The sequence below is a fragment of the Flavobacterium bizetiae genome (assembly GCF_024271895.1).
GTDB lineage: Bacteria > Bacteroidota > Bacteroidia > Flavobacteriales > Flavobacteriaceae > Flavobacterium > Flavobacterium bizetiae.
The window spans coordinates 4,229,354-4,244,901 of the sequence record NZ_CP091861.1 but is presented as its reverse complement, the minus strand read 5'-3'; the positions used below and the strand labels follow the sequence as shown (position 1 = coordinate 4,244,901).

The 15,548-nt window shown below is 37.0% G+C and carries 5 protein-coding genes; all 5 read left to right on the top strand.

What is annotated here, in order from left to right:
- Positions 1–16: 16 nt before the first annotated feature.
- The 5 genes from L0669_RS17920 (at position 17) to L0669_RS17900 (ending at position 15,117) form a co-directional block, all read left to right on the top strand.
- The gene (locus L0669_RS17920; RefSeq protein ID WP_263759175.1) at positions 17–7,198 is read left to right on the top strand and encodes a DUF7507 domain-containing protein; all 7,182 of its coding nucleotides are present in this window, start codon (positions 17–19) and stop codon (positions 7,196–7,198) included.
- Between the two features lie 63 nt (positions 7,199–7,261).
- A complete protein-coding gene (locus tag L0669_RS17915; protein WP_263759173.1) occupies positions 7,262–8,167 on the top strand; it encodes a PorP/SprF family type IX secretion system membrane protein in 906 nt (301 codons plus the stop codon).
- Positions 8,168–8,178: 11 nt separating this feature from the next.
- Positions 8,179–10,119, top strand: a complete 1,941-nt coding sequence (locus tag L0669_RS17910) for an OmpA family protein (protein WP_263759171.1) — start codon at positions 8,179–8,181, stop codon at positions 10,117–10,119.
- Between the two features lie 391 nt (positions 10,120–10,510).
- Positions 10,511–13,498 (top strand): SusC/RagA family TonB-linked outer membrane protein, encoded by a 2,988-nt coding sequence (locus tag L0669_RS17905; protein ID WP_263759170.1) that lies wholly within the window; start codon positions 10,511–10,513, stop codon positions 13,496–13,498.
- Between the two features lie 11 nt (positions 13,499–13,509).
- Positions 13,510–15,117: a RagB/SusD family nutrient uptake outer membrane protein gene (locus tag L0669_RS17900; protein ID WP_263759168.1), complete on the top strand. Its 1,608-nt coding sequence runs from the start codon at positions 13,510–13,512 to the stop codon at positions 15,115–15,117.
- Positions 15,118–15,548: the final 431 nt, after the last annotated feature.

The following is a 15,548-nucleotide window of genomic DNA, read 5'->3' as shown; positions in this document are numbered from 1 at the left end:
AATTCAATTGTTAACTATGAAAAAAAAATTACTTAAAAAACTATTGTTTTTAGTTTTGTTTCTTTTTTTGGCATTTAAAGCAAATGCCCAGTATGCTACGAGTCATTACATAGCGCCCTCTCCATGGCAATATTGGAGTGATGCCAATGAGATCGTTCTTACTACTGAGTCGGCTACAGCAGTCACGGTGACTTTAAAGAAAAGTGACGGAACATTTCTTGCCACACGCACGGTAACATCGGCAGCGCCAGATGTATATCGTTTCGTAGGACAGCCCTGGACTTTACAAAACAATCCTGTTAATACAATTCAGGATGACAGAGGTTTAATAGTAGAAAGTACAGGAGGAAAAGTGTCTGTAAACCTTAGAAATGTGGCTTCAGATCAGGCTAATGGCAGTGGTGGAGATACTAATGGGGGAACCATAAAGGGAAATGCTTCTCTGGTAAGTTTTGGTAATGAGGGAAGAGGAACTTCTTTTAGATTAGGATATTACAGAACTGATTTTTCAGGAATTCAGGGATTCAACGGTGCTGCAGGCAGACCCGTTTATGCTGTAATGGCAATTGATGATGCTACACAAGTAAAGCTAAATGGAACAAATCTGGTTTTATTAAATAAAGGCCAAAGTTACTTATTTCAACCTACAACTACGGGGGCTTTATTAGAATCAGATAAACCAGTTGTGGCCAACACGGGAGCTTATACAGATGCTCCCGGAGGATGTGGTGATGGTGCAGTAGACCAAATGGCTCCGATAAGTATTTTAGGAAATCGATACATAGTAGTAAGAGGTAGCGGTACAGCGGGAGAATTCACTAATCTGCCTGAACAATCTACCATTATCGCAACAGAATCCGGTACTACAGTTACAGTCGATAATTATAGCCCAACTGGAACTTTTATTAACACAACAACGTTTACACTTGCAGCTGGAGCTTACAGGTCTATTCATCATGGTGATGCTACTAATCGTTACTCATCATCAATAATCATGTCTAATAAACCTATTGCAGTGTATTCCGGAACGGCACAATCTTGTGAAGTTGATATTGCAACTGTTCTTCCGGTAGGTGGATGTTCAGGATCAAAGAGAACTTCTACAAGCGAATTTAAAGGATATTTACAACAGGTATTACCTTATTTTGGATTTGTATTGGTAGAGTCTGCAACAGCTCCTGTTTTTGTAAATGGGAATGATATTGAAACTACCACAGGTATTAATCGTTTTCAGTTGGGGACAACGGGAGTATATTTAATTCGTTTCGAAAACACACAGATTGGTAATCCTCCAAATATTACGATTACTTCTACAGCTAGAATGAATGTAGGAGTTGTTCAGCAGGGAGGGGGATTCTCGATGTCGGGATTCTTTTCTTCTTTTAATGAAACACCGGATTTACCACAAGTTACAAAAGACAGCAATGGATGTGCTATTAATATTATAACGGCAGATCCGGGATTAGAACCTTATCAATGGTATTTTGACGGAGCTCTTATACCAGGAGCAATGGGCCAGTCAATAGTTCCGTTAAAAACAGGAAACTACTCGATTACAGGAACACGTGATTGTGGGGTTACCGGAAAATCGGCAGCTATTTATGTAGCAGTTTGTGGCGATCGTGAAGTCGAAAAAACAGTAGCAAACGGGACACTTTCTGATCAGGTTATATTTACCGTAACAGCCAAAAATCATGGACCAAACGAAGACCGTAATGTTACCGTAACGGATGCTTTGCCGTCAGGTTATACTTTTGTTTCTGCTACACCAAGTACAGGAACGTATAATTCATCTACCGGAATATGGAATATTGGAAATCTTGCTGTTAATGCAAGCGCAACCTTAAATATTACGGCAACTATAATAGCTACAGGTGCAGTTACCAATACAGCAACAATAACAGGTGATAACCTTGATAATACTGTAGCAAATGATAGCGATACTGCTACTCCTTTGGCAAAACTAGAATTGGTTAAAACAGCCAGAACAGGAGTTTTTAATACAGCAGGAGATGTCATTACGTATGATTTGGTTGTAACCAATGCAGGTAAAGTACCTGTTAGAAATATTGTTATAACTGATGCTAATGCAGATTCAGGAAGTATTAGTCCGGCGATTGTAGCCGTACTTCTTCCGGGAGCATCGGCAAGTTTTACCGCCACACATACCGTAACACAGGCCGATCTTATTGCAGAGAAAGTGGTAAATTCAGCTAAAGCAGATGGTGTTGACGGTAGTAATAATCCGGTTTCGGATACATCCGGAACAGATATCTATAATGATACACCAACAGAAACAGTAACAAAATCTGTAATTGTGGCAGATAATGATACTGTGAACAATATTAACGGACGTACAGGTAAAAATAATGTAATCAACATATTTGCAAATGATAATATAAACGGTACTGTAGTTGCTCCTGCAGATGTTACGATTACAGTAAAAGCACCAGGCGTTCCGACAGGATTAACTCTAAATGCGAACGGAAATGTTGATGTTGCGGCAGGAACAGCAGCAGGAACGTATACTTTTGATTATACAATTTGCGAAGTTGGAATTCCTCTAAATTGTGATGATGCAAAAGTTACAGTAGTCGTAACCACAATCAATGCCGATAATGACACGCCAGATCCTATCAACGGAACAACAGGAGGAACTATCCCAACAGTTTTCGGAAATGATACTCTGGATGGTGCAGCGTTTTTACCAGCCGATGTTACCCTTACAACTTCGACAACACTTCCAACAGGATTAACATTAAATTCAGACGGAACTATTACGGTTGCTGCTAATACAGCTCCTGGAACTCATGTTATAAATTATACTATTTGTCAAAAAGCTAATCCGTTAATTTGTGATGATGCTACGACAACTGTAATTGTAACCACAATCAATGCGGATAATGACACGCCAGATCCAATCAACGGAAAAACAGGAGGAACTATCCCAACAGTTTTTGGAAATGATACTTTGGATGGAGTTGCTTTTTCACCAGCTGATGTTACACTAACCACTTCAACAACACTTCCAACAGGATTAACATTAAATTCAGACGGAACGATTACCGTTGCTGCCAATACAGCTCCGGGAACTCATGTTATAAATTATACTATTTGCCAAAAAGCGAATCCATTAATTTGTGATGATGCAACAACGACAGTTGTAGTAACCACAATCAATGCTGATAATGACACACCAGATCCAATCAACGGAACAACGGGAGGAACTATCCCAACAGTTTTCGGAAATGATACTCTGGACGGTGCAGCGTTTTTACCAGCAGATGTAACGTTAACCACTTCAACAACACTTCCAACAGGATTAACTTTAAATTCAGACGGAACGATTACAGTTGATGCTAATACAGCACCCGGAACTCACGTTATTTCATATACAATTTGTCAAAAAGCGAATCCATTAATTTGTGATGATGCTACGACAACTGTAGTTGTAACGACAATTAATGCTGATAATGACACGCCAAATCCAATCAACGGAACAACGGGAGGAACTATCCCAACAGTTTTCGGAAATGATACTTTTGATGGTGCTGCATTTTTACCAGCAGATGTTACCCTTACAACTTCAACAACACTTCCAACAGGATTAACTTTAAATTCAGACGGAACGATTACTGTTGCTGCGAATACGGCACCGGGAACTCATGTTATTTCGTATACTATTTGCCAAAAAGCCAATCCTTTAATTTGTGATGATGCTACGACAACTGTAATTGTAACCACAATCAACGCCGATAGTGACACACCAGATCCTATCAACGGAACAACGGGAGGAACCATCCCAACTGTTTTCGGAAATGATACTTTGGATGGTGCGACGTTTTTACCAGCCGATGTTACACTTACAACTCCAACAACACTTCCAACAGGATTAACATTAAATTCAGACGGAACGATTACCGTTGCTGCCAATACAGCGCCGGGAACTCATGTTATAAATTATACTATTTGCCAAAAAGCGAATCCTTTAATTTGTGATGATGCTACGACAACTGTAATTGTAACCACAATCAACGCCGATAGTGACACACCAGATCCTATCAACGGAACAACGGGAGGAACCATCCCAACTGTTTTCGGAAATGATACTTTGGATGGTGCGACGTTTTTACCGGCAGATGTTACCGTTACAACTTCAACAACACTTCCAACAGGATTAACTTTAAATTCAGATGGAACGATTACTGTTGCTGCCAATACAGCGCCTGGAACTCATGTTATAAATTATACTATTTGTCAAAAAGCGAATCCTTTAATTTGTGATGATGCGACAACAACTGTGATTGTAACCACAATTAATGCCGATAATGACACGCCAGATCCTATCAACGGAACAACAGGAGGAACAATCCCAACTGTTTTCGGAAATGATACTTTGGATGGCGCTGCGTTTTTACCAGCCGATGTTACACTTACCACTTCAACAACACTTCCAACAGGATTAACTTTAAATTCAGACGGAACAATTACCGTTGCTGCCAATACAGCGCCGGGAACTCATGTTATAAATTATACTATTTGCCAAAAAGCGAATCCTTTAATTTGTGATGATGCTACGACAACTGTAATTGTAACCACAATCAACGCCGATAGTGACACACCAGATCCTATCAACGGAACAACAGGAGGAACAATCCCAACTGTTTTCGGAAATGATACTTTGGATGGCGCTGCGTTTTTACCAGCCGATGTTACACTTACCACTTCAACAACACTTCCAACAGGATTAACTTTAAATTCAGACGGAACAATTACCGTTGCTGCCAATACAGCGCCGGGAACTCATGTTATAAATTATACTATTTGCCAAAAAGCGAATCCTTTAATTTGTGATGATGCTACGACAACTGTAATTGTAACCACAATCAACGCCGATAGTGACACACCAGATCCTATCAACGGAACAACGGGAGGAACCATCCCAACAGTTTTCGGAAATGATACTCTGGATGGTGCAGCGTTTTTACCAGCTGATGTTACACTAACCACCTCAACAACACTTCCAACAGGATTAACTTTAAATTCAGATGGAACGATTACTGTTGCTGCCAATACAGCGCCTGGAACTCATGTTATAAATTATACTATTTGTCAAAAAGCGAATCCTTTAATTTGTGATGATGCGACAACAACTGTGATTGTAACCACAATTAATGCCGATAATGACACGCCAGATCCTATCAACGGAACAACGGGAGGAACTATCCCAACAGTTTTCGGAAACGATACTTTGGACGGTGCAGCGTTTTTACCAGCGGATGTTACCCTTACAACTTCGACAACACTTCCAACAGGATTAACTTTAAATCCTGACGGAACGATTACCGTTGCTGCCAATACAGCGCCGGGAACTCATGTTATAAATTATACTATTTGTCAAAAAGCGAATCCTTTAATTTGTGATGATGCGACAACAACTGTGATTGTAACCACAATCAATGCTGATAATGACACGCCAGATCCAATCAACGGAACAACGGGAGGAACTATCCCAACAGTTTTCGGAAATGATACTCTGGACGGTGCAGCGTTTTTACCAGCAGATGTTACACTAACCACTTCGACAACACTTCCAACAGGATTAACTTTAAATCCTGACGGAACGATTACTGTTGCTGCTAACACAGCGCCGGGAACTCATGTTATAAATTATACAATTTGCCAAAAAGCGAATCCGTTAATTTGTGATGATGCTACAATAGAGGTTGTTGTTCAGGTACCATCTGTAGAAGTAATTAAAAAAGGAACTTTCAATGATGCCAATGGCGATGGTTTTGCTCAAAAAGGAGAAACGATTACCTATAATTTCTCAGTAGTAAACACAGGAACAATGCAATTAACTAATGTTGTAGTAACCGATCCAATGGTTACTGTAGCAGGCGGACCAATTGCGGTGTTAAATGTTGGTGCAAAAGATGATACGACATTCAGCGCGACTTATACAATTACACAAGCAAATGTTGATGCAGGATTTATAAACAATCAGGCATTAGTAACAGCATCTCCAATTGTGGGAACTCCAATATCTAATTTATCAGATAGTAACGATCCTGCTTTACCAGGAAAAAATGATCCAACAATAACGAAATTGTCTCAAAATCCAGGTTTAAAATTATTCAAACAAGGAATATTCGAAGATGCCAATCATGACGGATCAGTAAGTGAAGGTGATCGTATTAATTATGTTTTCAGAGTAATCAATACAGGAAATGTTACGATCAAAGATATTGTAGTATCTGATCCTATGGTCACTGTTTCAGGCGGACCAATTTCGCTGGAACCACAAGCTTTTGATGCGACAACTTTTAAAGCAAGTTATGTACTTACACAATCTGATATCGATTTGGGTGCCGTTTATAATTTAGCATTGGTTACAGGAAATGATCCTAATGGAGTAAGTATTGATAATGATTCTGAAGATGTTGCACCATTAACTCCAAAAGATAAATTTTACGAACCAGCGTGTCCTACTTGTACCGTTACAACTTTGGAACAAAAATCAGGAATTGCCTTAATCAAAACAGCCGTATTTAATGATGAAAATAATAACGGAAATGCAGAAGCAGGCGAAACTATAACCTACCGTTTTGTAGTTACCAATACAGGAAATGTAAGATTGAGTAATATTACGATTACTGATCCGCTTCCTGGAATTGTAATGACAGGAGGACCAATATCATTAGCTCCGGGAGAAAGTGATAGTGCAACCTTCAAAGGAACATATGCTTTAAAACAAAGCGATATCAATAGCGGAAAAGTTTCTAATCAGGCTTTCGTAACGGGACAAAATCCTTTAGGTGTTATTGTAAATGATGCTTCTGACGACAATGATAATTCAGGAAATAATCCAACCGTTTTAGCAATTCAGGGATGTGTAATCAAAATCTTTAATGCGATGTCTCCAAACGGAGATGCTAAAAACGAACGCTTCTACATTCAAGGTTTAGAATGTTATCCGGATAATAGAGTTGAGATCTACAACCGTTGGGGAGTTTTAGTATTCGAGCGTGAAAACTATAATAACGAAGAACGTGCTTTTAGAGGAATATCCGAAGGACGTACAACAGTAAAACAATCTGACGGATTACCGGTTGGAACGTATTATTATATTTTGAAATACAAAGACAGCGACTCAAACGCACATCAGGAAGCAGGATATTTATACCTGAGTAAATAATAGTTAGAACAAATTAAAATGACTTAGCCGTAAAAAGCTAAGTCATTATTAAAAGAAAAATAAATGAGAAAATTAGTTTTAGTTTTTATGTTTTTTTCCGCTGTAGGATTTGCACAACAAGACGCACAATACACACAATACATGTACAATACCATTAATATAAACCCGGCTTATGCAGGCTCAAGAGGAGCAATGAGCATCTTTGGTTTATATCGTACGCAATGGGTTGGACTTGATGGAGCACCGGAAACCAGTAGTTTTTCATTAAATACTCCTTTAAATAATAGTAATCTCGGACTCGGAGTTTCATTGGTAAACGATAAAATAGGACCAACAAATGAGAATACTTTTTCTGCCGATTTATCTTATACCATTCCGACATCTCAGACTTTTAAATTGTCTTTTGGAATCAAGGCGACTGCGAATCTTTTTAGTCTTGACGTAAACAAATTAAATCCTGAACATCAGGGCGATCCGCAATTTCAGGATCTGAACAGCAAATTCTCACCCAATATAGGAGCAGGAGTTTACTATCATTCAGATAAAGCCTATATCGGATTATCAGTTCCTAATTTTATCGAAACTAATAGATTCGATGATAATGATACAGCAATTTTCAAAGACAAAATAAACTACTATTTAATAGCGGGTTATGTATTCGATGTAGATCCTTATATCAAATTTAAACCTGCCGTACTGACAAAAATGGTAGAAGGATCACCGTTGCAGGTAGACCTTTCGGCAAACTTTATGTTCAATGATAAATTTGTAGCTGGATTAGCCTACAGATGGAGCGCTGCATTAAGTGCAATGGCAGGATTTCAGGTAACCGACGGATTATTCATTGGATATTCTTATGACCGCGAAACCACGAGACTTAATAATTATAATTCAGGTTCGCACGAGATATTCCTACGATTCGAATTCTTTAATAATTATAGCCGTATCACTTCACCAAGATTCTTCTAAATCCTTCAAAGATGAAAATTAAACATATAGTTTCTACTCTTTTTTTAGCACTTATAGCGCTAAAAGGAAACGCGCAAACAGCAAATCAGAATAAAGCCGATAAAGATTATACCCAGTACGCTTATATTGATGCAATTGGAACTTATGAAAAGGTTGCAGAAAAAGGATATAAAGACGAAACAATGTTTCAGCGACTTGGTAACGCTTATTATTTTAATGGCGAACTAATGAAGGCTGCCAAATGGTACGAAGCCCTTTTTGAAATGAATGCTGAGCAGGAACCTGAATATTATTACCGTTATGCACAAACGCTAAAAGCAAACGGAGATTACGCTAAAGCGGATAAAATTCTCGAAGCCTTCAATAAAAAAACAGCAACAGACAAAAGAGGTATTTTATTCGAAAATAATAAAAATTATCTGGAGCAAATAAAAGCCAATTCAGGAAGGTTTGAAATAGTGAATGCCGGAATAAACTCTAAACAAACCGATTACGGAAGTGCTTATTACAACAATAAGATTGTTTTTGCATCTGCCAGAGATACCGGGGGTGTAGTGAGAAAAACATTCAAATGGACAAATAAAGCGTTTACCAACTTATATTCGGCTGAATTAAAAGCGGACGGAACACTGGGCGAACCAGAACGATTTGAAAAGAAAATCAATTCTAAATTCAACGAGTCGACGCCTGTTTTTACCAAAGACGGAAAAACAATGTATTTTACCCGAAATAACTATTTGAAAGGAAAACGAGGCAGAGACGATCAGAAAATTACATTGCTAAAATTGTACAGAGCAGAATTTGTTAATGATAAATGGACGAATATAACCGAATTGCCTTTCAACAGTGACCAATACAGCACAGCGCATCCAGCACTTAGCAATGATGAAAAAAAACTGTATTTCGCTTCTGATATGCCGGGAACTTTAGGACAATCTGATTTGTATAGCGTAACGATAAACGACGACAAAAGTTTTGGAAAACCAGAAAATCTTGGTCCGGCGATTAATACCGAAGGAAGAGAAACTTTCCCGTTTATAGCAGCAGACAATCAATTGTATTTTGCCAGCGACGGACGACCAGGATTAGGCGGACTTGACGTTTTTGTAACGACAATAAAAAGCGACAACACTTTTACAGCGGTACAAAATGTAGGTGCGCCGGTAAACAGTAAACAGGACGATTTTGCTTTTATCATCAACAGCGAATCCAGTAAAGGATTTTTCTCTTCAAACAGAGAAGGCGGAATAGGAAACGATGATATTTACAAACTTACAGAAACAAGAAAACTACTTTGCGAGCAAAAACTAAAAGCAACAATTGTAGATTTAGAAACCAGCAAAGTATTGGAGAATGCCAAAGTAACTTTGCTTGACGAACAATTTAAAGTTATTGCCGAGGCAGTTTCTCAGGCAGACGGAACTTATACCTTTAATGTAGAATGCAATAAAAAATATTACGTAAGAGCCGCTAAAGAAGATTTTGAAACCAAAGAAGTTCCGGTAACTATAATAGGAGAGGAAGGCGAGACAAGTGTGGTAGTTGCATTAGAAAAACGAATTAAACCAATAGGAGTAGGAACTGATTTGGCCAAAACGCTAAACATACCTATTATTTATTTTGATTTGGATAAATCTTTCATTCGTAAAGATGCAGCGTTTGAGCTTGAAAAAATTCTGGCAGTAATGAAACAATATCCAAAGATGAAAATTGATGTTCGTTCTCATACCGATAGTAGACAAACGGCTGAATACAATATCGCTTTATCCAACAGACGAGCCAAAGCAACCATACAATGGTTAACAAAAAATGGTATCGCTTCAAACAGATTAACCGGAAAAGGTTACGGAGAAAGCCAATTGCTTAATAAATGTTCTGATGGCGTATCTTGTACAGAAGCAGAACATCAGTTAAACAGACGAAGCGAATTTATCATCGTTTCGATAGAATAATAGTCAAATTAATAATGCACCATAAAAAGCCCTTTCTATAATTATAGAAGGGGCTTTTTGTATTGTAAAACTGAAAATCAGTAAGTATCAATTGTTTTTGGTATTATTTTCCTTCTATATAATATGTAAATAGCTTTTGCAATAACTTTTCAAAAGAAATATCACCCATAACCATATTGAGTACTTATAGGTGTTTTGGGTTTAAAAAGAGATATAATTTATTTTTTGGTGTAATTTTTTGTTAAATTATTAGTTGATTTATTAAATAGAGAGACTTTTTCAAAAAAGAGGATAATATAGTATTATCATAAGGTAATATCGGCGTTTTCGTTAACTCCAATTTAACATAATTTTACAAGTGTTAAAAATACACTAACCAAATTGTTAAATTATGAAACCAGCCACGCATGTTTTAAAAAGTATTGCAACATCCTCTCACAGAGAAAAGATGTTCTTTACGATTTTGTTTTTGTTTGTTGTTTTTAGTTCGTTTTCACAACAGAAGATCAACGGTAAGATTACAGATGCAAATAACATTCCTATTCCCGGAGTATCAGTTTTAGAAAAAAACACCTCTAATGGCGTTGTAAGTGATTTCGATGGAAATTTTCAGATTACACTTAAAAATAAAGATTCAAAATTGGTTTTTAGTTATATGGGTTTTATCACTCAGGAAATTACTGTTTTGAATAAGAATGTAGTAAATATTACTCTTCAGGAAAGTAAAGAAGAATTAAATGAAGTAGTTGTTGTAGGATACGGAACTCAGAAAAAATCAAGAATTACCAGTGCGATAGCCAGCGTAAAAGAAAAAGATTTTACAAGAGGAGCCATTAATGATGCCTCTGATCTTATCAAAGGTAAAGTTGCTGGTCTAACCATTAATAACGGTTCAGGAGATCCGGGATCATCACCCAATATTACATTACGTGGATTTTCTACTTTAAAAGGAGGAACAGGTCCTTTGGTATTAATTAATGGTGTACCTGGAAGTATCGATACAGTAGCGCCAAATGAAATTGCGTCGATAGATGTTTTAAAAGATGCTTCGGCAGCAGCCATTTACGGAACCAGAGGTGCTAATGGAGTAATTCTTATTACAACAAAAACAGTAAACAGCGAAATAGAACCAACAATTACGTATTCAACATTTGCTACAACATCTAGTTTTGCCAATAAAGCTAAATTTTTAGATGCCAGTCAACAAAGAAATTTGCGTGCACAAGGTGTTACTTTACCATTTACAGATGGTGGTGCCAGTACAGATTGGTTAGATGAAATTTCAAGAACAGGATTTTCTCAAAATCATAATTTAGCTTTAAAAGGCGGAACTGCTAAAACAAATTACATTGTAAACCTTAACTATGTAAATCAAACAGGGGCTTTTATTAATACTTATAACAAAGAGTATCGATTTTCATTTGATGTAAATCATACCATGTTCAAAGACAGGTTAAAGATCAATTTAAGCTTATTAAACGGAACACAAGATATGGGTATCGACGAAGGTATTGCTGCATATGCTTACAGACAAGCAATGATCAGAAATCCTACCGCTCCTGTATACAATCCAAATGGTACTTATAACGAAGATCCTAACAAGCTGCAGTATTACAATCCGGTAGCCATTTTAAATGAAACTACACAGGACAGAAACAGTACATGGCAAAGATTTACGGCTAATTTAACTCTTGATTTATTACCAGGCTGGGATGTAAGTGCGCAGCTTTCAAAAAATAAAAATTCAGGTTTAACCGGATACGCTGAGAGCAAACAACACTATTCAAATACCATAAATAAAAGAAATGGAGTTGCCTCAAGAAGTACAGGAGTTACAGATAATGATTATGTAGAAATTACATCAAAATACCATAAAGATTTAGGCAAGCATGATTTTACAGTATTAGGCGGTTATAGTTATCAATATACTGTTAATGAAGGATTTTCTGCCCGTAATTCAGATTTTCCAACAGATGCATTTTCGTATAATAATTTAGATGCAGGAAATGGTTTGTCAGATGGTATCGCAACCATGGATAGTTATAAAAACGACAGTAAATTAATTGGATTTTTTGGAAGGCTTAACTACAATTTTGATAGTAAATACGATTTATTATTTAGTATCAGACGAGAAGGTTCTTCTAAGTTTGGAGACAATCACAAATGGGGTAATTTCCCGGCGGTTTCTGCAGGATGGAGCATCAATAAAGAATCTTTCCTAAAAGATGTTAAAGCTATAAATACATTAAAATTAAGAGGAGGTTACGGAGAAACAGGAGTAATACCTAATGATCCTTATATGTCTATGACTTTGTACAATTATGATGGCTATTTCTATAATAACGGAAAATGGGTTAAAGGTTTAGAGCCGGTAAGTAATCCAAATCCTGATTTGCGTTGGGAGAAAACCGCCGAGGTAAATATTGGTCTTGATTTTGGATTTTTCGATAATAGAATTTCAGGAAGCTTTGATATTTATAGTAAAAAAACAAGCGATATGTTATGGGATTATAAAGTACCAACTCCTCCTTATTTGTTCCCTCAAATTACGGCAAATGTTGGAAAAATGGAAAACAAAGGATTTGAAATTCTTTTGAATACAATTCCGGTTAGAACAAAAGATTTTGTCTGGAACTCTTCAATGACTTTTTCACACAATAAAAATAAGCTAACAAGTCTTTCGAATGATTTATACAAAATCGAGGGAGATTTCCTGAACACAGGAAATACAGGAGATCCAATTTCATTTGAAACACACAGATTAGAAGTGGGACAATCAATTGGTAATTTCTGGGGATTAAAATCTGTAGACATTACAACTGATGGAAAATGGATCGTTGAATTACCTGACGGAACAAGAAAAACACTTACTACAGAAATGTATAACGATGCCAACAAGCAATATTTAGGAAACGGAATTCCGCAATATTACGCAGGATGGACTAATACTTTCACATACAACAAATTTGATTTAAGTGTGGTATTAACAGGAGCATTCGATTTTCAAATCCTGAATACACAACGTATGTTTTACGAAAATCCAACAATTGCTTACAATATGCTAGAAAGTGCATACGATAAAGTGTATGATAAAGCCGTATTAAACTACAATCAAACTTATGTAAGTTATTATGTTGAACAAGGAGATTATGTAAAAGTAGATAACGTAACCTTCTCGTACAATTTTGATGTAAAACCATTTAGAATTATAAACGCAATGCGCTTGTATGTGTCAGGAAATAACTTAGCCACATTTACGAAATACAAAGGGTTAGATCCGGAAATAAAAAGACAAGATCCTTTGTCGCAAGGAATGGACGGTAGAGATAAATACCCAAGTACAAGAGGTATCACACTAGGTTTAAATGTAACTTTTTAAATTAAATCAAAATGAAAAATAAAAATATAGTATATAAAATTCTTATTTCGGGCTTATTCCTTTTAGGAACAGGATGTACAAATCTAGATGAGACCGTTTATGACAAAGTAAGTGCCGAAGATACTAAATTAACTTCGGAAGATTTAGCCAGTATTATTGCACCAGCGTACAATTCATTTAGACAAATTTATTCAGATTGGGATGCTATTTACAACCTTTATGAAGATTCATCAGATCTAATGGTAACCCCTCAAAGAAACGGAATTGGCTGGGGAGATTATTACATTACAATGCACAAACATACCTGGGGTACGGCGCTCCCTATGGCCGAAGGTAACTGGTATTATATGTTTACAGGAGTAAATAAAGTCAATAGAGCAATATATCAAATAGAGCAATTAGAAGGTGTGGATAACAAAGAAAATGTTATTCAGGAACTAAGAGCATTACGCGCCATTTATTATTATTTGCTATTAGATAATTTCAGAAATGTTCCTATTGTAACTTCATATATCAACCCTCCGGGATATTTACCAGTTCAAAACACAGGAAAAGAAGTCTATGATTTTGTAGAAAGCGAATTAAAAACAGCTTTACCTTACCTAAGCGATAAGAATAATTCTTCGACTTACGGTAAAATCAATCAGTGGGCTGTAAAAATGACTTTGGCAAAATTGTACCTCAATGCCGGTGTTTATTTAGGAACACCAAAATGGGACGAAGCTTTGGCTCAGGTTAATGATGTGATCAATAATGGCGGATTTAGACTGAACAATAATTATCGAGACAATTTCATCATAAAAAATGAATTTTCTACAGAGCAAATATTATCAATTCCTTACGATCAGGTAAAAGCTCCGGGAACAAGCTGGCCATACAGAACATTGGCAGCCGCAAGTCAGGCAACTTATGATTTAGCTGGAGGTCCATGGAACGGAACTGGCGGAATCCCTCAGTTCATCGATACTTACGATCCTGATGATCAACGATTAAAAGACTGTTGGATAGGAGGTAAACAATTTACAAGTAAAGGCGAGCCAATAATGCTAGACGATAAAGTAACACAATTCGAATACATCAATTACATGACCAGCGTAGATGGTTGCGAACCAAACGAAGGGTACCGAATGGTGAAATACGAAATTGGCCCAGGAGTAATAGGACAAGCCAGTAACGACGTTCCTTTTTACAGATTAGCAGATGCCATGATGATAAAAGCCGAATGTTTACTAAGAAAAGGCGATGCCGGCGCAGCAGCAGCCATTGTTACTGAAGTCAGACAAAGAAATTTCAAAAACACTAATCCTGCCAAAGCCGTAGTATCCGGAGCAAAACTTTTAGGAGGAAGTGTATACAAATACGGAACGTATCAAGCCGGAGTTATTACAAATTTAGAAGGTGGTGCAGACATTCAGTACGGCGGATTCCTTGACGAATTAGCATGGGAATTTGTTGGAGAAGCACATAGAAGACAAGATTTAATACGATTCGGAATATACTCAACAAAATCATGGTTTTCTAAAAAAGCAGATGCCAATGATAGTTTTAGAGCTATTTTCCCGATTCCGCAATCAGAAATGGCTAAAAATAGTAATTTAAAGCAAAACCCGGGATACTAGAAATTATTATGAAGATTTTACAAGTTGGTTACTTGTAATTATAAGTGTGTGAAAAGCTGTTCCTTCTTTTAGGAATGGCTTTTCATTTTTTAGGAGCTAATCCCGCACCCGAGCCTGAAAGAGCGAACTGGCGAAGCAATTCGTTCCAATCTTTTGTGCCGAACACCGGCACAAAAGGATTTCCACTGCTATCGGGGCTAGGAGATTCATTTTCATAATAACGATAATCACAATCCTGTCACCCTGAGCGAAGTCGAAGGGCGCTCCAGTTGAACCGTGGGCTTCGACTCCGCTCAGCCTGACAATATGATAATCATTCTTGGGTTAAAAGTTTTTTATATTAAATTATAGTCCAATAAAAAATAAAATCTGCCAAATCAGCAAGATCTGCGAGAAACAAATCTCCACAAGAAACTCGACAATGAATAATC